Genomic DNA, 20929 nt, shown 5'->3' on the forward strand with positions numbered 1-20929 from the left:
GGCGCGTGTGGGCCCCTGTGGGCCCCCCCCCCCCCCCCTCCCTCCCCCCCCCCCCCCCCCCCCCCCCCCCCCCCCCGCTCCCACAGGGGGCTTCGGTGAGTCCGCTAAGGCGCGGCCGGCAACAGGAACCGGGCAATCACCGGCAAGTGATCGGAGATGCGCAAGGTATCGTCCTGCCTTACCTGGGCCTGGACCCGTTTGATGCGCGGGCTGTAGAACAGGTAGTCGACGGTGCGGTCGGGGCCGTTGAGGCCGGGGTCGTTCGGGTAGTGGGTCAGCCAATGTTCGCGGTCGATGCCGCTGGCTTCGTTGTTGGTGGGAATCATCGGGTATTTGTCCCACAGCAGGTGCAGCGGGCTGTCGGCGGCGTAAGGCGTGCGCTGCTCGGATGGCAGGCGCCGGTACTGGCCCAGGGGCAGCAGGTTGAAGTCGCCACCGATCAGCCAGGGCGTGCCCGCGGATTCGAGTTTATCCACTGCCTTGGTGACGGCGGCGATTTGCTTGGGCAGGGTGTCGTCCGGCTCGGTGGCCCGTTCCAGATGGGTGTTGAGCACCGCCAGTTGGCCGCCGTCGCTCAGCGCCAGATAACTCACCAACAAAGCGTTTTTTGGCTGGAACTGACGGCTGATGAAGTTGGCGTCGGCCACCGGCAGTTGCACCCGTTCGGCATGGTCGATGCGGTAGCGACTCAGGGTCGCCAGTTGCCGGCCGACACTGCCGAAGATACGCGGGTTGGGGATGAAGTCGGCCTTCCAGTCGAAGGCGCTGGTGCCGCACGGATAGAGGTCGGCCAGGCGTTCCTGTAGCAGCTTGAGCTGGTCCTGGTAATCGCTGGCCTTGGCGCCCTTGTCCAGTTCCTGGAGCAACACGATGTCCGGTTGTTCGTCGCGAATGACCCGGGCCACTTCGTCGAGGCTGAAGGCCATGTCCTCCAAGGTCGGGCTTTCATCGTCGCCCTGGGCCAGGTCGTGCCAGAACACGTAGCGCTTGCCGGCGAGGAACTGGACGTTCCAGGTCATCACCTTCAAGGCCTGGCCGGGCACCAGCGCTGCTGCGTTGGCAGTGCAACTGACGGGCAGTGCTTCCCGGGCCTGGGGGCGCCAGGTCAGGCCATAGGTTGCAAAGGCACCGATGCCGACAATCAACAGCAGGCCCAGCAAGGCGTGGCGTAGTAGACGGGTCATGGCTTGGGTTTTTCTGCAATCAGCATGAACATTCGGAACAACACCACGGTGGTGAACAATTGCAGGAAGCTGTGGAGGCTGTCGACCAACAAGCTGATCAACGGATTCTGCGGCGGCGGATACACCGAGACGCTGGCACCCTTGAGCAACCACAGCGGGACCATGACGGCCAGGATGCAAAGCAGGATTCGCCAGAAATGGCCTCGACTCAGGCGCGCGCTTTCCTTCATGGCGGCCAGTGGCGCCATGCCCCTCAACACCAACAGGTATTCGCCGAAGGCCAGGACGACCATCAGCCACAGCCCAGGCAGGAAGTACAAGGAGATGCCGATCAGGATCAGCAACGTGTTGAGAGCGGTCAGCAAGGCGAAGCGCGGCCACTGGAGCAGGGCGGCGGCAAGCAGGTCTCGCGTGCGTGGCGCTTCACCACGGCTGCGGGCATCGAGAAACAGAATCAGCGCCGCGGTGTACAGCGGATAGACCAATAACCCAACGATGACGCTGTAGCCGGAAAAACCGTCGGCCCCCAGGGCGTTGTCCACCCCTTGTTGCAGCACGGCTTCAAGTATCACCAGCGGCAGGCACAACTGGGCGATCCGGCCCAGATGGCGCTTGAAAAAATACAAGGAGTCACGCAGTACTTCTAACGGATTCATGGGTCGGTATCGCAGTTCAAAAAAAGCGGTCCGACACTTTACCCATCAGGTGACCGCAGAAACAAACGTAAACATCAGGTAAAGACCATTGAAAGCTTTTCGACGCGCCCCATTACTGATGGGCACCGGTCTTCGGGATCGGAATGGTTTCTACCCGGCAATCGAATGAGGTCGCCATGAACAGCGAAGAACAAACCCTGATCGATGGACTGTTTTCACGGCTGCAACAGGCCGAAAAGGATTCAGCCCCGCGCGATGCCCAGGCCGAGGCGCGGATCAAGGAGCACCTGGCGAGCCAGCCAGCGGCGGGCTATTTCATGGCCCAGGCGATCCTGGTGCAGGAGGCTGCGATCAAGCGCCTCGATGAGCAGAACAGGCAGCTCTCCCAGCAGGTCGAGCAGTTGCAGGCCGAGTTGCAACAGGCTCGCAAGCAAGCGCCGGCGTCCAGCGGTGGCGGTGGTTTCCTCTCGAGTATTTTCGGCGGAAGCCCACGGGACTCGCGCCCGGCGAGCGCACCGGCCTCCAGCGGAGGTGGTTGGCGCGAACCGACACCGTCGTCCTTCAATGCCCCGGCGCAACAGGGTTTCGGCGCGCCGCCCGGCAATTATGGCGCGCCGCAGCAGCAGGCCCCGGCAGCGGGCAGCTTCCTCGGCGGCGCGCTGAAAACCGCGGCGGGCGTGGCCGGTGGCGTGATGCTGGCCCAGGGCATCAGCAGCCTGTTCCACAGCAACCAGCAACCGCAGGAAATCGTCGAGATCCTCAAGGAAGAACCGGCGCAACCGGTCAACGACACCACTGACAGCAGTTGGGGCGATGACCAGCGTATGGCCGATAACGACGCCTACGGAAACGACCCGGGCGGCTTCAGCGACGCGGACTACAGCGACGATTCATCTTCCTTCGGCGACGACGACTCCTTCGTCTGAGCTGCCATTCGTCCGGGGCGCCCTGGCGCCTCGGGCCGATTATTCGCGGAACAATCCCTCTGGCTGGCATACTGGGCGACTTTTCGGCCCTGGTGGTCTGCCTGCGTGTGCATCCAAGAGGAAACGCGGTGAAAAAAATTGCAGTGTTCGCCGATGTCCAGAACCTCTACTACACCGTGCGCCAGGCTTATGGTTGCCATTTCAACTATGCCGCGCTGTGGGCAGATGTCAGCAAACAAGGCCAGATCGTCGAGGCCTACGCCTATGCGATCGATCGCGGTGACAGCAAGCAGCAGCAGTTCCAGCAGATCCTGCGCAACCTGGGTTTCATCGTGAAGCTCAAGCCCTACATCCAGCGCAGCGACGGCTCGGCCAAGGGCGACTGGGACGTGGGCATCACGCTGGACATCATGGACGCTGCCGATCACGTCGATGAAGTGGTGCTGGCCTCCGGCGATGGCGATTTCGACATGCTGCTCGAACGCATCATCAACAAGCACGGCATCCAGGCCGTGGCCTATGGCGTGCCGGGGTTGACCGCCAACTCGCTGATCCGCGCCGCCAGTCGCTATGTGCCCATCGAAGGCGCGTTGTTGCTCAAGAATTGATTTTCACGGAGTTCAAAAGGTTTGGAACGCATCGCAGTCATCGACTTTGAAACCACCGGCATCACCCCGAGCAGCAGCTGCCGGGCCACTGAAATCGCAGTGGTGATGCTCGAACAAGGCCGGATCGTCGACCGCTACCAGAGCCTGATGAATGCCGGTGTACACGTCCCAGCCTTCATCGAACAACTGACCGGCATCAGCAACGCCATGTTGCGCAGCGCACCGTCGGCGGAAAAGGTCATGAACGAGGTCAACGAGTTCGTCGGCACCACGCCGCTGCTGGCCCACAACGCTGCGTTCGACCAGAAGTTCTGGGATTTCGAGCTGGGACGCATCAAGCGCACCCGCCTGCAGAATTTTGCCTGCTCACTGTTGCTGGCCCGGCGCTTGATGCCGGCGGCGCCGAACCACAAGCTAGGCACACTCAACACGTTCGCCGGCTTGCCCCACACCGGCCAGGCTCACCGGGCCATGGCCGACGCCGAAATGGCCGCCAACCTCACCGCGCACCTGGCTGCGGAACTGCGGCAGAAGCACGGGCTACGGGAGCTGTCCCATGATCTGCTGTGCAGTTTGCAGAAGGTGCCGGCGGCGAAGATCAACGAGCACCTCAAGCGGCATCGCGGGTTCTAGACACACCACAAAACAAAAACTGTGGGAGCGAGCTTGCTCGCGATAGCGGTGTGTCAGTCAATAGAGAGGCTGACTGATCCGACGCTATCGCGAGCACGCTCGCGCCCACAGGGTTGAGTAGCGGTTATAGCTCGCTCCCACAGTTTCGATTAGCGTTACTTGCCATTCCCTTCCAACTGCCCCAACGGCACGCGCTTTTCAATGGCACTGGACAGCACGATCGAGGTCTTGCTGAAACCGAACTTGGCGATGCGGTTGATCAGCTCTTCCAGCTCGGGCATCGAGCCGACAGCCGCTTGCATGATCACGCACGGGTCCCCGGTGACCCGATGGCATTCGGTCAGTTGTGGGATCTTGCACAGTTCATCGTAGGTCTTCTGGTTGCCGTGCTGGTTCATGCGCAGTTCGATGACGCACTGCACCGGCAGGCCGATCTTGGCCATGTCGACCTTGGCTTGATAGCCGGTAATGACGCCGCTGGTTTCCAGTTTGCTGACCCGCTCGGCCACGGCCGGGGCTGACAGGTTCACTTTGCGGGCCAGTTCAGCGTAGGACGCACGACCGTTTTCCAACAAGGCGCTGAGCAGCATGCGGTCGTATTTATCCACAGGTAGGCTTCCAAATGACGTGACTTTCGAAAGCGCGATTTATAGCGCCGAACGCCGTGTTTTGAAAAGTGTATGGCTTGGATAAACAGGTTTTGTAACTTAAATTCCGTCTGTCGCCTTTCTAGAATAACGTCTCTCATTGTCCTGACTTCGAGTTGAACATGCCTGGCACACGCCGTTTTCCCCTGCCCTTGATCGCTGCCTTCTTTGCCTTGTACGTCATCTGGGGGTCGACCTACCTGGTGATTCGTATCGGCGTGGAGCATTGGCCGCCGTTGCTGCTGGCCGGGATTCGTTTTGTGCTGGCCGGTTCGCTGATGTACGGCTTCCTGCGCTGGCGTGGGGCGCCGGCACCGACCTGGGCGCAGTGGAAGGCCGGGGCGATCATTGGCGTGCTGCTGCTCAGTTTTGGCAATGGCGCGGTGAGTGTCGCCGAGCACACGGGCGTGGCGTCCGGGGTCGCGGCATTGGCGGTGGCGACGGTGCCTTTGTTTACCCTGTTGTGCGGCTATTTCTGGGGCGCGCGTAATACGCGTCTGGAATGGGCGGGCATTGTGCTGGGGTTGATCGGCATCGCCATGCTCAACCTCGGTTCCAACCTGCAGTCCAGCCCGTTGGGCGCGACCTTGCTGGTGTTCGCGGCGGCGTCCTGGGCCTTTGGCTCGGTGCTGAGCAAGCATTTGCCGTTACCGGCCGGGGCGATGGCCAGTGCCGTGGAAATGCTGGTGGGCGGTGTGGTGCTGTTGATCGGCAGTTTCGCCAGCGGCGAACACTTGGACAGCATGCCGCCGCTGGAAGGTTGGTTGGCCTTGTTCTACCTGATCGGCTTCGGTTCGATCATCGCCTTCAACGCCTACATGTACCTGCTCAAGCATGTGCGCCCGGCGGCGGCCACCAGTTATGCCTACGTCAACCCGGCCGTGGCGGTGCTGTTGGGCATCGTGTTTGCCGGTGAAACCATCGGCATCGAGGAGGCCCTGGCGATGTTGGTGATCATCAGTGCCGTGGTGTTGATCGGCTTGCCGCAGTGGCGCAAGCCCAAGCCTGCGCCGGCCGCCGCCTGATTTAGGGTAAACTGCCGCGCATTGCACACCTTGCGCTGATTTTTCCTACGGTACTTCCATGACTTTCGCCACCCTTGGCCTGATCGAACCCTTGTTGCGCGCCCTCGAGACGCTCGGCTACCAGACTCCGACCCCGGTTCAGGCCCAAGCCATGCCGGCGGTGCTCGCCGGTCGCGACCTGATGGCCGCGGCCCAGACTGGCACCGGCAAGACCGCCGGTTTTGCGGTGCCGCTGTTGCAGTTGCTGACCACTGAAGGGCCGAAGGTCGCGGCCAACTCGGTGCGGGCGCTGATCCTGGTGCCGACCCGTGAACTGGCTGAGCAGGTCCATGAAAGCGTGCGGCAGTACGCGCAGAACCTGCCACTGAGCACCTACGCGGTCTACGGCGGCGTCAGCATCAATCCGCAGATGATGAAGTTGCGCAAGGGTGTCGACCTGCTGGTTGCCACGCCGGGTCGCTTGCTCGATCTGTTCCGCCAGAACGCACTGAAGTTCAACCAGTTGCAGACCCTGGTGCTGGACGAAGCCGACCGCATGCTCGACCTGGGCTTCTCCGAGGAACTGGCGAATATCTACAAGGCGCTGCCGAAGAAACGCCAGACTCTGTTGTTCTCGGCGACCTTTTCCGATGCGATCCGCCTGTTGGCCGGGCAGATGCTCAACGATCCGCTGAGCATCGAAGTGAGCCCGCGCAACGTCGCCGCCAACACCGTCAAGCAATGGGTGGTGACGGTGGACAAGAAGCGCAAGGCGGAGTTGTTCGTGCACCTGATGCGCAAGAACAAGTGGAAGCAGGTGCTGGTCTTCGCCAAGACCCGCAACGGTGTCGATGCGCTGGTGGAAAAACTCCAAGGCCTGGGCGTCAACGCCGACGGCATCCACGGGGACAAGCCCCAGGCCACTCGCCAGCGGGCGCTTGACCGCTTCAAGGCCAGCGAAGTGCAGATTCTGGTCGCGACTGACGTCGCTGCTCGTGGCTTGGACATCGAGGATTTGCCGTTGGTGGTGAACTTCGACCTGCCGATCGTCGCCGAAGATTACATCCACCGTATCGGCCGTACCGGTCGGGCGGGCGCCACCGGGCAGGCGATTTCCCTGGTCTGTGCCGACGAGGTGAATCTGCTCTCGGCCATCGAGATGCTGACCCGCCAGACGCTGGCTCGGCAGATGGAACAGGACTTCGAACCCGAGCATCGGGTGCCGGACACCGATGCCAGCGGCCAGGTGATCAAGAAGCCGAAAAAACCGAAGAAACCGAAAACTTCCGGTGGTGGCGGCAAGCGCAACCTGGGCAAGTGGGTGGACAGTGGCGACGCTGCGCCTGTGGAACCTTCGGTCAAGCCTGTGCGAAAAGTGCCGGTGTTCAATACCGGGCCGCGTAAGCGTAAGCCTTGATGATTTGCTGTGCCTGAGATACCGCTATCGCGAGCAAGCTCGCTCCCACAGTGGTGCTCAGGTGCTCACAGATCCTGTATGCACCACAGATCTTCTGTGGGAGCGAGCTTGCTCGCGATGGCCGCGCCTCGGTCTTCAATCCAGGCGCTGTAACCACTCCACCAACCCCAACCCCGCCGCCCGGCCGCTGGCAAAGCAGGCGGTGAGCAGGTAGCCGCCGGTCGGCGCTTCCCAGTCGAGCATTTCCCCGGCGCAGAACACGCCGGGCAGGTGCTTGAGCATCAGGCGTTCATCCAAGGCCTCGAAGGTCACGCCACCGGCGCTGCTGATGGCTTCGTCCAGGGGACGAGGCTTCACCAGGGTGACCGGCAGGGCCTTGATCGCCTGGGCCAGTTGCGCCGGGTCGGTGAAGCACTCGGCCGGCGTGAGCTCGCGCAGCAGCGCCGCCTTGACGCCGTCGATCCCCAGCTGGCTGTGCAAGTGCTTGGCCATCGAGCGTGAGCCGCGCGGTTTGTTCAAGGCCTGGAGGATTTTATCCACAGGCCGGCCCGGCAACAGGTCCAGATGAACGGTCGCATGGCCATGCTGGTTGATGGCTTCACGAATGGGCGCCGACAGGGCATAGACCAGGCTACCTTCGAGGCCGGTGACGGTGATCACGCATTCGCCGAGGCGTGGCACATCGTCGTTCAGGCCCATGGCGATGTTCTTCAGCGGGGCGCCGGCGAATTTGCTGATCATCAAGTCACTCCAGGCCTCGACCTCGAACCCGCAGTTGCTCGGTTGCAACGGCGCCAGGGCCACGCCGCGTTGTTCCAGCGGTAGCATCCAGGCGCCGTCGGAGCCCAGGCGCGCCCAACTGCCGCCGCCCAACGCCAGCAAGGTGGCCTGGGGGCGCAGGGTTTTTTCGCCTTCCGGCGAGGCGATGCGCAAGCTGCCGTCGGGGTTCCAGCCGAGCCAGCGGTGACGGGTGTGGATCACCACACCGGCATCACGCAGGCGCTTGAGCCAGGCGCGCAATAGCGGCGCGGCCTTCATGTCGGTGGGAAATACCCGCCCGGAGCTGCCGACAAAGGTGTCGATGCCCAGCCCGCGGATCCAGGTGCACAACTCGTCCGCCCCGAACGTTCGCAGCAGTGGCGCGAGGTTGGGCGCGCGTTCGGCGTAGCGGGACAGGAAGGCCGGGAAGGCTTCGGAGTGGGTGATGTTCATGCCGCCCACGCCGGCCAGCAGGAATTTGCGGCCCACCGATGGCATGCCGTCGTACAGGTCGACCTGCAAGCCGGCCTGGCTCAGCACCTCGGCCGCCATCAGGCCGGCGGGGCCGCCGCCGATGATGGCGATGTTTGGGGTAGAAGGCTGGACGGTCGAGGTCATGATCTGGGCTGCGGGGCTGGAATAGGCGAGGCATTCTATCAGCACAAAATTCTGTGGGAGCGAGCTTGCTCGCGATGGCGGTGTGTCAGTGGCATTGATGTAACGGGTCCACCGCTATCGCGAGCAAGCTCGCTCCCACGGGGAATGCAGGTGTTTTTTAGAACTCTGATCAAAAAACAGCCAAGCCTCTGTACGCTTCAGGCGGCATAGCCTGTAGGCCGTTTCGCTCAGGTTATCCACAAGCCGCTCCACAGGCATTGTGGGTAAAGCCCAGGTTTCAGTGACAACCTGATGACGTCCAGACCCTTTGTGCGCTGTGGTGCAGGATCCCGTGGCGGCGGGCCAGGGCCTGGCGATCCTTGCTATAGCCACCGCCGATCACCCCGACCACCGGGATGTCGCGTCCCAGGCAATGGCGCATGACGCTCTCGTCCCGGGCGGCGAGGCCTTCGTCCGTCAGCTTCAGGTAACCGAGGGCGTCATCCTTGTGCACGTCGACGCCGGCGTCATACAGCACCAGGTCCGGTTGATAGAGCGGCAGCAGGTAGTTGAGCGCATCGTCCACCACGTTCAGGTAAGCGGCGTCGCCCATGCCCATCGGCAGCGGGATGTCCCAGTCGCTTTGCGCCTTGCGTGCGGGAAAATTCTTTTCGCAGTGCAAGGAAACTGTCACGGCGTCCGGGGTGTCATGGAGTATTCGAGCGGTGCCGTCGCCCTGATGCACATCGCAATCGAAGATCAGCACCCGCGACACCCGGCCGCTGGCCAGGAAATAACGGCTGATCACCGCCAGGTCGTTGAAAATGCAGAATCCGGCCGGGTGGTCGTAGTGGGCGTGGTGGGTACCGCCGGCCAAGTGACAGGCCAAGCCGTGTGCGAGGGCTTGCTCGGCGGCCAGGAGCGAACCGCCGACGGCGCGCACCGTCCGGCGGGCCAGGGCCTCGTTCCAGGGCAGGCCCAGTCGCCGTTGGTCTTCGCGGGACAGCTCGCCGCCCATGTAGCGCTCGATATACGCGCGGTCGTGAGCCAGGGCGAGAATGTCCGGCGGACACAGTGAGGGGCGCAACAGGTCGGCATCGCGGGTCAGGCCGCTCTCCACCAGGTGGTCGCGCAACAGGCGAAATTTGTCCATGGGGAAGCGGTGTTCCGCCGGGAATTCGGGGCTGTAGTCTTCGTGATAGATCAGCGGTAGCGGCATGGTGTTTTCAGTGGTGATTGAGCCACGAATCCTACCAGCGATGTAGACTCTGAGGGCATGGAGGGGAGTGAAGATGGAGCCGATACTGGAACTGGAAAGCGCACGGCTGATATTGCGGCAGTGGCGCGACGATGATTTGCCGGCGTTTGCGGCCATGTCTGCCGATCCGCAAGTGATGCGTTATTTTCCGGCACCCTTGAGTCGCCTGGAAAGCGCTGCGTTGATCGGCCGTGTGCGCGGGCATTTTGCCGAGCATGGTTTTGGTTTGTGGGCGTTGGAGCGCAAGGACACCGGGGCTTTCATTGGCTTTACCGGGCTGGGCGTGGTCGGGTTCGACGCGCCTTTCACGCCAGCGGTGGAGATCGGCTGGCGCCTGGCGCGCGAGCATTGGGGGCTCGGTTATGCCAGCGAAGCGGCGTGGACCGCGCTGCGCTGTGCCTTCGACCGCCTGGGGTTGGATGAAGTGGTGGCGTTTACCGCTGTGGATAACCTGCCGTCGCAGAAAGTCATGCAGGCCATCGGCATGCAGCATGATCCTGCCGACGATTTCGAGCACCCAAAACTCGCGGTCGATCATCCATTGCGTCACCATGTGCTTTATCGCATCAATCGTGAGCAATGGTTGCAGACCCTTCACGGTTAGCCGACACGGACGTTTACAATGCCCGCCAGAATGGCCTGGGCCAACAATCGATCCACCGCCGCGGCGTAGACTGCGGCAATTGCGCTGTGTGAGGAAAGTCTGAATGAGCCACGTGTTGGAAGATCTGGTCGACCTGCTGACCCTGGAACCGATCGAAGAGAACCTGTTTCGCGGTCGCAGCCAGGACCTGGGGTTTCGCCAGCTGTTCGGCGGCCAGGTACTGGGCCAGTCGTTGTCGGCGGCCAGCCAGACCGTGGAAGAGGCGCGCCATGTGCATTCGATGCACGGTTATTTCCTGCGTCCAGGCGATGCTGCGCTGCCGGTGGTCTACCAGGTGGACCGGGTGCGTGACGGTGGCAGTTTCAGCACCCGCCGGGTGACGGCGATCCAGAAGGGCAACCCGATCTTCACCTGCAGCGCCTCGTTCCAGTATGACGAGCAGGGTTTCGAGCACCAGAGCACCATGCCGCAAGTCGTCGGCCCGGAGAACCTGCCGTCCGAGCTGGAGCTGACCCAGCAGCGCGCGCACCTGTTGCCCGAGCACATGCGTGAAAAACTGCTGTGCCCCAAGCCGATCGAAGTCCGCCCGGTCACCGAAAAAGACCCGTACAACCCGCAACCGGCCGACCCGGTGAAATACGTGTGGTTCCGTGCCGATGGCGCCTTGGCGGACATCCCGGCCCTGCACAAATACCTGCTGGCCTACGCGTCGGACTTCGGCCTGCTGACCACCTCGATGCTGCCCCACGGCAAATCGGTGTGGCAGAAGGACATGCAGGTCGCCAGCCTTGATCACGCGTTGTGGTTCCACGCTGACCTGCGCGCCGATGACTGGTTGCTCTACGCCATGGACAGCCCGTGGGCCGGCAATTCCCGTGGTTTCTCCCGTGGCAGCGTGTTCAATCGCGCTGGGCAACTGGTGGCGTCGGTCACCCAGGAAGGCCTGATTCGCCACCGCAAGGACTGGGCATGAGCCTGGCCGAGGTTCGTCACTGGGTGTTCGACATGGATGGCACGCTGACCATCGCCGTGCATGATTTCGCGGCGATCCGCGTGGCCCTGGCGATTCCGGCCGAAGATGACATTCTCACTCACCTGGCAGGGTTGCCCGCTGAGGAGGCCGCGGCCAAGCATGCCTGGTTGCTGGAACACGAGCGGGACCTGGCGCTGGGCTCCAAGCCTGCGCCGGGCGCGGTCGAATTGGTGCGCGAGCTGGCCGGGCGCGGCTATCGCCTGGGGATCCTGACCCGCAACGCCCGTGAGCTGGCCCACGTGACCCTGGAGGCCATTGGCCTGGCGGACTGTTTCGCGGTGGACGATGTGCTGGGCCGCGATGAAGCACCGCCCAAGCCGCATCCCGGTGGCCTGTTGAAACTGGCCGAGGCCTGGAGCGTGACGCCCGACACGATGGTGATGGTGGGCGACTACCGCTTCGACCTGGATTGCGGCCGTGCGGCGGGGGCGCGGACGGTGCTGGTGAATTTGCCGGACAATCCATGGCCGGAGCTGACGGATTGGCATGCGCGGGATTGCCTTGAGTTGCGGCGGATGTTGTCGGCTTGAGATTGTTATTGGCTGGCTAGCCGCCATCGCGAGCAAGCTCGCTCCCACAGGGGATGTGTGGCGAACACAGAAAACCCTGTGGGAGCGAGCTTGCTCGCGATGAGGCCCTATCAGTCGCCACGAGGCTTACTGCCCAAACAACACCCTCAGCCCCTCCGGCGAATTGAACATCCCATCCCCATCGTGCCCGACCCCGGGCACCTCGATCAGCCGCTGGTTCAGCCCCTCGGGATGGCGCCGGGTCAGGTAGTCGAAAAAGAAGTGCCCACGCAGTAATCGATACGCGCCTTGGGTCTGTGCTTCACAACCCTTGTCCAACGCCGGATGCTCCGGGTCGATGTCCTGCTGCCCGAGCAGATAAACGATATCGCGCTTGACGTAGTGTTCCTCCAGCTGGGCGGGCGTTCGCCCAGCGGCATAGGCGGGCAGGTCCTGCAGGCCGTATTTCCAGCGGTTGAAGCCCGGGCAACTGGCGGCGTCGAAGGCCATGGGCCGTTGCGCATCGAAGTAGGCATAGGACGACGGGTTGGCGATGACGAAACGCGGGTTGATCCGGTATTGGCCTTGGGCGAGCAGGGCATAGCGCTGCACGACCTGGGCGCCGCCGGAATGACCGGCGATGACGATGTCCTTTACTTCGGGAAATTGCTGCCGGTCACTGACCCGCGCGACGATGTCGTCGAGGACTTGGAAGGAGCTGACCGGGTTGGGCCCCGTGGACAGGCCTGCGGCCATCCAATCATTGCCCTGCCAGCGCAGTAGATCATTGGGCAACGTGTGGCGAGCCACGTCCTGCTCGTTGAGGAATTGCGGGGCGATGACCAGCGTCGTGCCCTGTTGCCCGGCCTGCCCGGCAGCTTTTTCGGCGCTGTGCAGGTAGGTGTCGGCGTTGCGCAGCCGACCATGAAGGATGATCAGCACGCGTTGAATGGACGCCGGGGGCGGGCTGACGGCGACGGCCATGGCACCGCCCTTGAGTTGCAGGCGCCCCTGGGCGACCACGTTGACGCCGTGTTCATCGGCCTGGGCTGCGGCGCAGCACAGCACCAGCCCGATCAACGCCCACCTCTTCATCTACAGGGTTTTCGCCGCGAACGTGTCGCACTGACTGACCTGGCCCTGGGCGAAGCCGGTCTTGAACCAACGCACCCGCTGCGCCGACGTACCGTGGGTGAAGGAGTCCGGCACCACGCGGCCTTGGCCTTGCTGCTGCAAGCGGTCGTCACCGATGGCATTGGCGGCGGTCAAGGCCTCTTCGATGTCTCCCGGCTCCAGCCAGTTCAAGCGTTTCTGCGCATGGTTGGCCCAGACCCCTGCCAGGCAATCGGCCTGCAATTCCTGGCGCACCAACAAGCCGCCGTCGCCTTCCATCTGCCGGCCTTGCTGGCGTGCTTCCTGGATTTTCGCCGACACGCCGAGCAGCGTCTGCACATGGTGGCCGACTTCGTGGGCAATGACGTAGGCCTGGGCGAAGTCGCCGGCGGCGGCAAAGCGTTGGGACATTTCCTTGAAGAAACTCATGTCCAGGTAGACCTGCCGGTCCGCCGGGCAATAGAACGGCCCGGTCGCCGAGGAGGCCAGGCCGCAAGCCGAATTGACCCGACCACTGAACAGCACCAGTTTGGGCTGCTGGTATTGGCGTCCGGCCTGCTGGAAGACTTGGCCCCAGGTGTCTTCGGTATCGCCGAGGATCGAGCGCACGAACTCGGCCTGTTCGTCGTTGGCCGGTGGCGCCTGGCGGGTTTGTGACGTGGCGGGTGCGGACTGGTCCATCTGCCCGGCCAGTTGCCCGAGAATCTGCATCGGGTCCTGGCCGGTGATCCAGCCGATGCCGACGATCAGGAGAATGGCCGTCAGGCTCAATCCCTTGCCGCCGCCAAAACGCATTCCGCCACCGCCCCCACCATCACCACGGGCGTCCACCACGTTGTCACTGCGGCGACCTTTTTTCCATAACATGTGGGAGATCCTCTAAATGACGCTGCGAGAAATGACTGCTGTGGCGGTGAGTCTAGCTTTCAGGCGCCCAAGGTGCGCGCCGCGCTTGTGCTGTCAGGCAACGGACACGGGTTTTGGTTCATCGAAGTGCCGATCCTGCCTGGCGCCGGAATTTTCATTACACTGCCGATTCAGAACTTATCGGCATGCTCGCTGGCCCAACAACTGCATCGTGCGTCACGGCCCTTACATCAAGCAACGCAGGTTTCCCTCATGACCGTCAGCACACCGCTCTCCGGCGTCAATCAGGCTTTCAAGGGCATCGTGCTAATCCTGGCCGCAACGTTCCTGTTCTCCAGTCATGACGCGTTGTCCAAATACCTGTCCGGTTTTTATCCGATCGTCATGGTGGTCTGGGCGCGTTACGTGGTGCACACGTTGTTGATGGCGGGTATTTTCCTGCCACGCTCGGGGCTGCGGGTACTGCGTACCAAGCGCCCGTTGTGGCAGTTGGCCCGGGCGTTGTGCCTGCTGGGCACCAGTCTGTTTTTCACCACCGCGTTGATGTTCATACCTCTGGCGGAGGCGACGGCGGTCAACTTCCTCGCGCCCGTACTGGTGACGGCGCTGTCGGTGCCATTGCTGGGCGAACGGGTGACGCGCGGTCAATGGATCGCGGTGATCTTCGGTTTCATCGGGGTGTTGATCATCGTCCATCCCGGCGGCGATCTGTTCACCCCGGCGGTGCTGTTACCGTTCTGTTCGGCACTGTTTTTCTGCTTCTACCAACTGCTCACGCGCAAGCTCAGCGAGATCGACAGCCCGACCACCAGCAATTTCTTCGCCGGCCTGTGCAATACCTTGGTGATGAGCGCGCTGGTGCCGTTCTTCTGGCAGGTGCCGAGCCTGATGCACGGGGCGATGATGTTGGCGCTGGGGGCCTGCGGGATGACGGCGCACCTGATGCTGACCCAGGCCTTCCGCTTTGCCGCCCCGGCGCTGCTCGCGCCGTTCGGGTATTGCCAGATCGTGTTTGCCGGCCTGCTGGGCTGGTTGTTGTTCAACCACACGCCGACGCTGACCACCGTGGTGGGCATCGTCTTGATCTGCTTGAGTGGGTTGGCAGCGGCGTGGCAACAGCGGCGGGCGTAACCGCTGACAAACCCTTTTGTGGCTAGCACAGCACTCTCTGGGCTAGCACAGCCCCCAGTGGCGAGGGAGCTTGCTCCCGCTGGGCCGGTCCGGCGCTTCGGGCGAAGCGGCCCTCGCTTTTTTGCGATTGCTGCGCAATCGAGCGGGAGCAAGCTCCCTCGCCACAGGTGAATCGTTGCCCGTTAGCGTGTGGACAGTCATTTTTCCAGGGTAGGCACCTTGCGCGGCGCCATGAAGTACAGCCAGGTCAGGGCAATGAAGTACATCGCCGGGATCAGGGTGAACAGCACGGTGTAGTTATTGTGGGTGATCGTGAGAATGTGGCCCACCAGTTGGGTCATGAACATCCCGCCGATGGCCGCGCACATGCCGCCGAAGCCGAACACCGTGCTCATCATGTGCTTGGGCGTGTAGTCCATCACCAGGCTCCAGATGTTGGCGGTCCAGGCCTGGTGCGCGCCGATGGCCAGGGAAATGGCGAACACCGCCATCCACAGGCTGCTGGAACCCGCGGCCATGATCACGCCGATGATGCAGCAGGCGAACAGCAGCATGGACACCAGTCGCGCCTTGATCGGGTCGAGGCCGCGGCCGATCAGGAACGACGACAGGATCCCGCCGCCGACGCTGCCGAAGTCGGCGGTGAGGTAGATGATGATCAGCGGGATGCCCATCTGGGTCACGTTGATGCCCAGGTTGTATTGCTGGTTCAGGAACGGCGGCAACCAGTAGAGGTAGAACCAGAATACCGGCGCGGTGATCGAGTAGGCCAGGGCGAACGCCCAAGTGCCGCGCATGCGCAGGATGCGCGAGAACGGTACGCGGACCGGGTCCGGTTCGTCCTGGGCCTGGATGTAGTCCAGCTCCGACTGTTTAACGGTGGGATGGTCTTCAGGGTTGAAGTACTTCAGGCCCCAGAACAGCAGCCAGATCCCGCCCAGCGCGGCCATGCACAGGAACGCCGCCTGCCAGCCCCATACGTGCAGGACCAGTGGCAGCAGCATCGGCGTGAACATCGCACCAACGTTGGTTCCGGCATTGAAAATACCGGTGGCGACAGCCCGTTCGCCCGCCGGGAACCACAGCCGGGTGGTCTTCACGCAGGCCGGGTAGTTGGCGGCTTCGGTAAGGCCGAGAATGAAACGGCAAACCATAAAGCCCACCGCCGACGTGGCCAGGCCGTGGGCGCCGGTCGCCAGGCTCCAGAGCAGCACGGCGCAGAAGAACACGCGCTTGACGCCGATCCGGTCGATCAGTCGCCCCTGCAACACGAAGCCAATGGCATACCCGACCTGGAACCAGAAGTTGATGTTGGCGTAATCCATCGCCGTCCAGCTCATTTCCTTGGCCAGGATCGGCTGCATGACGCCCAGGGCGGCACGGTCGATGTAGTTCAGGGTGGTGGCGAAAAACACCAGGGCGAGCATGCCCCAACGGGTCTTGCCCACGGCCATGGCGCCGCGGATCTTGTCACCGACGCTGCCGGTGGAGGCACCCAGGCCAGGGGCCAGGCGGGAACTTTGGGAGGGAATCATAGCGTGTACCCGTTTTTGAAATTCTTATGGTTGGTCTGGGTCTATCCATCGAGATTGGCGATCAGAGCCGGTGTCAATGTGGGAGCGATGGTGCGCAGTGAGCAAAAAATCGTCAATTCAGCCATGGGCATTGTGTTCGATAATCGCCCAAAAAACTAACCGGATGGTACATATTGAATTGCTGAAAGAAACCGGCAGCTCAATAATCGGCTCACTCTTTAAAAAGCGGCGCACCTTTGTAGCCGATGCCTGTCCCGGGAGCCGAAGTCATGCAGCGTTCCATTGCCACCGTGTCCTTGAGCGGTACTTTGCCGGAGAAACTCGACGCCATTGCCGCCGCTGGTTTTGATGGGGTGGAAATTTTCGAGAATGACCTTCTTTATTACGATGGCAGCCCTCGGGAAATCAGGCAGATGTGCGCTGACCTGGGCATCGCCATCACCTTGTTCCAACCGTTTCGTGATTTCGAAGGCTGCCGCCGCGATCGTCTGCCCCGCAACCTGGAGCGGGCCGAGCGCAAGTTCGACTTGATGCAGGAGCTGGGCACCGACCTGGTGTTGGTGTGCAGCAATGCCTCGGCCGACAGCGTCGGCGATGAACAGATCCTGATCGATGACTTGCGCCTGCTGGCCGAACGGGCCGGTGCCCGCGGCTTGCGCATCGGTTACGAGGCGCTGGCCTGGGGCCGCCATGTGAATACTTATCAACAGGTCTGGAACATCGTGCGCCAGGCCGATCACCCCAACCTCGGCGTGTTGCTCGATAGCTTCCACACCTTGTCCCTCAAGGGCGACCCGAGCGCCATTGCTCAGATCCCGGGCGACAAGATCTTTTTTGTGCAAATGGCCGATGCACCGATCCTGGCCATGGACGTCCTGGAGTGGAGCCGGCATTTCCGTTGTTTCCCGGGCCAGGGCGAATTCGACTTGCCGGGGTTCCTGGCGCCGATCATCAAGAGTGGTTATACCGGGCCGCTGTCGCTGGAGATCTTCAACGACGGTTTTCGTGCCGCGCCGCCACGGGCCAATGCCGCCGACGGCCTGCGTTCGCTGCTGTACCTGGAAGAAAAGACCCGCCAGCGCCTGGCCGAAGAAGCGAGCGCCGTTGGCAATGCCGACATCCTGTTCGCCACACCCCCGGCCAGCGAATACGCCGGCATCGAATTCCTCGAGTTTGCCGTGGACGACAACCTCGGCGCCAAGCTCTCCCACTGGTTGGAACGGTTGGGGTTCGTCAAGGCGGGCCAGCATCGCTCGAAGAATGTCAGCCTGCTGCGCCAGGGCGACATCAACCTGATCCTCAACAGTGAACCGTATTCCTTCGCCCACAGCTTTTTCGAAGCCCACGGGCCATCGTTGTGCGCCACCGCCGTGCGGGTGAAAAACAGCGCCAGTGCCCTGGAGCGGGCGGTTGCCTACAAGGGTCAGCCCTATCGCGGACTGGTGGGGCCCAATGAGCTGGAGCTGGCGGCGGTGCGTGCACCGGACGGCAGCCTGATTTACCTGGTAGACCAGGACGCCGACGTCTATGGCACCGATTTCAACCTGCAACCGGGGGCGGTCATCGGGGCCGGGCTCAAGCGCATCGACCACATGGCGATGGCGCTGCCGGCCGACAGCCTCGACAGTTGGGTGCTGTTCTACAAGAGCCTGCTGGATTTCGAGGCCGACGACGAAGTGGTCTTGCCCGACCCCTATGGCCTGGTAAAAAGCCGGGCGCTGCGCAGCCGCTGCAGTTCGATCCGCTTGCCGCTGAACATTTCCGAGAACCGCAACACCGCGATCTCACATGCGCTGTCGAGTTATCGCGGCTCCGGCGTGCATCACATCGCCTTCGACTGCGACGACATCTTCGCCCAGGTCAGTCGGGCCAAGGAGGCGGGCGTACCGTTGCTCGACATCCCGCTCAACTACTACGACGACCTGGCGGCGCGTTTCGATTTCGATGACGAGTTCCTCAGCGAACTGGCTTACTTCAACGTGCTGTACGACCGTGACGCCCAGGGTGGCGAGCTGTTCCATGTCTACACCGAGCCGTTCGAGGGGCGGTTTTTCTTTGAGATCATCCAGCGCAAGAACGGTTACGCCGGTTATGGCGCCGCCAACGTCGCGGTGCGCCTGGCGGCCATGGCCAAGTCCCGCAGCGGTGGCTTGCGGCACGCCAAGTTGTAGGGAAATCGTAAACGTGGCGGTAATGGGCGGTGCCGTGGCTTCCTTCAGTGCACGGTGCGGCCCATAATCGCCAGCCTGTGCAGTGATGGCCGTGAGCCCGCAATGACTATGAATCCAGAGCTTTCCGCAGCGCTCGACGAACCTGTCGCCCAGCCGCGCAAGAGTCGCAAGAACAACCCGGAGAAGACCCGGGAAAACATTCTTCAGGAAGCCATCGTCGAATTCGTCCAGCAGGGCCTGGCGGGTGCCCGGGTCGACGCCATCGCCGAGCGCATCCACACCTCCAAGCGCATGATCTACTACTACTTCGGCAGCAAGGAGCAGTTGTACGTCGAGGTGCTGGAAAAACTCTACGGCGATATCCGCACCACCGAGAGCCGCCTGCACCTGGCGGAACTGGCCCCGGTGGACGCGATCCGGCGCCTGGTGGAATTCACCTTCGACCACCACGACCGCAATGTGGATTTCGTGCGCATCGTCTGCATCGAGAACATTCACAACGCCGAGTACGTGAAGCAGTCAGGCGCGATCAAGGCGATGACCAATACCATCCTCGATTCCCTGGGGGTGATCCTGCGGCGCGGCGCCGAAGAGGGCGTGTTCCGTGCCGGCCTCGAGCCGCTGGACGTGCATCTGCTGATCAGCTCGTTCTGCTTCTACCGGGTGTCCAACCGCCAGACGTTCGGTGAGATCTTTCAGATCGACCTGTCGGATGAAGCAGTGAAGCAGCGGCATCGGCAGATGGTGTGTGAGTCGGTGTTGCGGTACTTGCAGGCCTGACACCGAACCTGATGTGTGTGCGGGCTTATGTGGGAGCGAGCTTGCTCGCGATAGCGGTCGATCAGCCAACATCAGTTGCGACTGACACACCGCCATCGCGAGCAAGCTCGCTCCCACAGGTCATTTCCACAGGGGATTCATCACCGGCTTCAGTGATTCATGCTCTGAAAATGCGCCAGCATCCGCTGCGCGTCCGGCGCCACGCCACTGAACAGTTCGAACGCCTTCACCGCCTGGAACACCGCCATGTTGCCGCCATCCAGCGTGCGGCAGCCGATGGCGCGGGCGTTGCGCAGCAGCTCGGTTTCCAATGGGAAGTAAACGATTTCAGCGACCCACAAAGCGCCCCGCAACAACTCGACCGGCACTGGCATGCCCGGCAGTTTCGCCATGCCCATGGGCGTGGTGTTCACCAGACCGTCGGCCTCGGCCATGGCCGTTGGCAGGTCATGCCCGGCGCGAGCGCGGCCGGTGCCGAAGTGTTGATTCAAGTTGTTGGCCAGTGCCTCGGCGCGGCTGACTTCGACGTCAAAGATGCTCAGGGTTTCCACGCCCTCTAGCAACAGCGCATGGGCCACCGCCGCGCCAGCGCCCCCCGCGCCCATCTGGACCACGCGCTTGCGCGCCACTTCCCCCAGGCCACGGCGAAAACCTTCGGCGAACCCCAGGCAGTCGGTGTTGTGGCCGATGCGCTTGCCGTCCTTGAGCACCACCGTATTGACCGCGCCTATGCCTCGGGCCTCGGGCGACAGCTCGTCCAGCAGCGGGATGATCGCCTGCTTGCAGGGAAAAGTGATGTTCAGGCCGGTGAAGTCCATGCGTTCGGCGGCCATCAGCAAGTCGGCCAGGGCACCGCTGTCGAGCTTCAACGCGTCGAGGTCGATCAGTCGATAGAGATAACGCATGCCTTGGGCATCGCCTTCGCGCTCATGCAGCGCCGGCGTGCGGGACGCCTGGATACCCGCGCCGATCAGGCCGGCCAGCACAGTGATATTCGACATGCCCATCAACCCTTCAACCGCTGACTGAAATGTTCAAGGGCCAGGCGATAGCCATGGCTGCCAAACCCGCACATCACGCCAATGGCGACGGATGAGACAAAGGAGTGGTGGCGGAAGGTTTCACGGGCATGAACGTTGGACAGGTGGACTTCGATGACCGGCACTTCGCTGGCCACCAGGGCGTCACGGATCGCCACGGAAGTGTGGGTCCAGGCCGCCGGGTTGATGACGATACCGGCGCACCGGCCCCGGGCACCGTGAATCCAGTCCAGCAATTCGCTTTCCTGGTTGGTCTGGCGGAACTCTACCGCCAGGCCGAATTCGTCGGCGGCGCGCCCGCACAGTGCAGAGATATCGGCCAGGGTTTCATGGCCGTAGGTGGCCGGCTCGCGGGTGCCGAGCAGGTTCAGGTTCGGGCCGTTGAGCACCAGAACGATCGGAGGCATCGCAGTTTCTCCACATTTTTATTGTTGGTGTCGGCGGGGTTTCAGCCGGT

Annotated in this window: 21 protein-coding genes; 11 read left to right on the forward strand and 10 right to left on the reverse strand. The window is 62.6% G+C overall.

The annotated features are described in order from the left end of the window. Positions 1–104 precede the first annotated feature (104 nt). Together ACIPQ1_RS05865 and ACIPQ1_RS05870 are read right to left on the reverse strand one after the other, a co-directional pair. Entirely contained in the window at positions 105–1184 is a 1080-nt protein-coding gene (locus ACIPQ1_RS05865) for an endonuclease/exonuclease/phosphatase family protein (protein WP_250963296.1), read from the reverse strand. After that, positions 1181–1840, reverse strand: coding sequence for a YciC family protein (locus tag ACIPQ1_RS05870; protein ID WP_250963295.1), 660 nt, complete (start codon positions 1838–1840; stop codon positions 1181–1183). Before ACIPQ1_RS05870 ends, ACIPQ1_RS05865 begins: the two co-directional genes overlap by 4 nt. Before the next feature lie 176 nt (positions 1841–2016). Here ACIPQ1_RS05870 and ACIPQ1_RS05875 point away from each other — a divergent pair, with 176 nt between their 5' ends. From ACIPQ1_RS05875 to ACIPQ1_RS05885, 3 genes are all read left to right on the forward strand, one after another. Next, a complete protein-coding gene (locus tag ACIPQ1_RS05875) occupies positions 2017–2766 on the forward strand; it encodes a DUF2076 domain-containing protein (RefSeq protein WP_446533744.1) in 750 nt (249 codons plus the stop codon). Between the two features lie 128 nt (positions 2767–2894). Next, a complete protein-coding gene (locus ACIPQ1_RS05880; RefSeq protein WP_053125603.1) occupies positions 2895–3374 on the forward strand; it encodes a LabA-like NYN domain-containing protein in 480 nt (159 codons plus the stop codon). Positions 3375–3395: 21 nt separating this feature from the next. Further along, on the forward strand, positions 3396–4007 hold the full coding sequence (locus ACIPQ1_RS05885) for a 3'-5' exonuclease (RefSeq protein WP_446533745.1): 612 nt from the start codon (positions 3396–3398) through the stop codon (positions 4005–4007). Positions 4008–4162: 155 nt separating this feature from the next. Here ACIPQ1_RS05885 and ACIPQ1_RS05890 read toward each other — a convergent pair whose 3' ends face one another. Further along, positions 4163–4615, reverse strand: a complete 453-nt coding sequence (locus ACIPQ1_RS05890) for an Lrp/AsnC family transcriptional regulator (RefSeq protein WP_053125600.1) — start codon at positions 4613–4615, stop codon at positions 4163–4165. 161 nt (positions 4616–4776) lie between these two features. Between ACIPQ1_RS05890 and yedA the strand changes: the two genes are divergently transcribed. Continuing rightward, positions 4777–5679, forward strand: a complete 903-nt coding sequence (gene yedA / locus ACIPQ1_RS05895) for a drug/metabolite exporter YedA (protein WP_411385700.1) — start codon at positions 4777–4779, stop codon at positions 5677–5679. Positions 5680–5737: 58 nt separating this feature from the next. After that, entirely contained in the window at positions 5738–7075 is a 1338-nt protein-coding gene (locus ACIPQ1_RS05900) for a DEAD/DEAH box helicase (RefSeq protein WP_434574181.1), read from the forward strand. Positions 7076–7210: 135 nt separating this feature from the next. On the opposite strand, the gene ACIPQ1_RS05905 is transcribed toward ACIPQ1_RS05900, so the two are convergent. Next, positions 7211–8452: a TIGR03862 family flavoprotein gene (locus ACIPQ1_RS05905; protein WP_446533746.1), complete on the reverse strand. Its 1242-nt coding sequence runs from the start codon at positions 8450–8452 to the stop codon at positions 7211–7213. Positions 8453–8729: 277 nt separating this feature from the next. Further along, positions 8730–9650 carry a histone deacetylase family protein gene (locus tag ACIPQ1_RS05910; RefSeq protein ID WP_446533747.1) on the reverse strand — a complete coding sequence of 307 codons (921 nt, stop codon included), beginning with the start codon at positions 9648–9650 and terminating at the stop codon, positions 8730–8732. 73 nt (positions 9651–9723) lie between these two features. On the opposite strand from ACIPQ1_RS05910, the gene ACIPQ1_RS05915 reads away from it, so the two are divergent. The 3 genes from ACIPQ1_RS05915 to ACIPQ1_RS05925 all read left to right on the forward strand — a co-directional run bounded on the left by ACIPQ1_RS05915 (position 9724) and on the right by ACIPQ1_RS05925 (position 11856). After that, positions 9724–10293, forward strand: a complete 570-nt coding sequence (locus ACIPQ1_RS05915) for a GNAT family N-acetyltransferase (protein ID WP_207967007.1) — start codon at positions 9724–9726, stop codon at positions 10291–10293. Between the two features lie 103 nt (positions 10294–10396). Beyond that, complete coding sequence (gene tesB, locus ACIPQ1_RS05920) at positions 10397–11266, forward strand: acyl-CoA thioesterase II (RefSeq protein ID WP_039594097.1); 870 nt, start codon at positions 10397–10399, stop codon at positions 11264–11266. Beyond that, the gene (locus ACIPQ1_RS05925; RefSeq protein ID WP_411385698.1) at positions 11263–11856 is read left to right on the forward strand and encodes an HAD family hydrolase; all 594 of its coding nucleotides are present in this window, start codon (positions 11263–11265) and stop codon (positions 11854–11856) included. The genes tesB and ACIPQ1_RS05925 overlap by 4 nt, the downstream gene beginning before the upstream one ends. Before the next feature lie 126 nt (positions 11857–11982). Here ACIPQ1_RS05925 and ACIPQ1_RS05930 read toward each other — a convergent pair whose 3' ends face one another. Further along, positions 11983–12930, reverse strand: a complete 948-nt coding sequence (locus ACIPQ1_RS05930; RefSeq protein ID WP_446533748.1) for an alpha/beta hydrolase — start codon at positions 12928–12930, stop codon at positions 11983–11985. Next, complete coding sequence (gene ypfJ / locus ACIPQ1_RS05935) at positions 12931–13815, reverse strand: KPN_02809 family neutral zinc metallopeptidase (protein WP_411385696.1); 885 nt, start codon at positions 13813–13815, stop codon at positions 12931–12933. A gap of 252 nt (positions 13816–14067) precedes the next feature. Between ypfJ and ACIPQ1_RS05940 the strand changes: the two genes are divergently transcribed. Continuing rightward, the gene (locus tag ACIPQ1_RS05940) at positions 14068–14946 is read left to right on the forward strand and encodes a DMT family transporter (protein ID WP_186730609.1); all 879 of its coding nucleotides are present in this window, start codon (positions 14068–14070) and stop codon (positions 14944–14946) included. Positions 14947–15143: 197 nt separating this feature from the next. Here ACIPQ1_RS05940 and ACIPQ1_RS05945 read toward each other — a convergent pair whose 3' ends face one another. Then, positions 15144–16481 (reverse strand): MFS transporter, encoded by a 1338-nt coding sequence (locus ACIPQ1_RS05945; RefSeq protein ID WP_411385695.1) that lies wholly within the window; start codon positions 16479–16481, stop codon positions 15144–15146. A gap of 269 nt (positions 16482–16750) precedes the next feature. Here ACIPQ1_RS05945 and quiC point away from each other — a divergent pair, with 269 nt between their 5' ends. Then, complete coding sequence (quiC, locus tag ACIPQ1_RS05950) at positions 16751–18652, forward strand: 3-dehydroshikimate dehydratase QuiC (protein WP_446533749.1); 1902 nt, start codon at positions 16751–16753, stop codon at positions 18650–18652. Positions 18653–18754: 102 nt separating this feature from the next. Then, positions 18755–19432 (forward strand): TetR/AcrR family transcriptional regulator, encoded by a 678-nt coding sequence (locus ACIPQ1_RS05955; protein WP_411385693.1) that lies wholly within the window; start codon positions 18755–18757, stop codon positions 19430–19432. A gap of 149 nt (positions 19433–19581) precedes the next feature. On the opposite strand, the gene ACIPQ1_RS05960 is transcribed toward ACIPQ1_RS05955, so the two are convergent. Next, the gene (locus ACIPQ1_RS05960) at positions 19582–20433 is read right to left on the reverse strand and encodes a shikimate dehydrogenase (protein ID WP_411385692.1); all 852 of its coding nucleotides are present in this window, start codon (positions 20431–20433) and stop codon (positions 19582–19584) included. Between the two features lie 5 nt (positions 20434–20438). Next, a complete protein-coding gene (gene aroQ / locus ACIPQ1_RS05965) occupies positions 20439–20879 on the reverse strand; it encodes a type II 3-dehydroquinate dehydratase (RefSeq protein WP_186706530.1) in 441 nt (146 codons plus the stop codon). Positions 20880–20929 lie beyond the last annotated feature (50 nt).

This window comes from Pseudomonas sp. LARHCG127 (assembly GCF_052871455.1).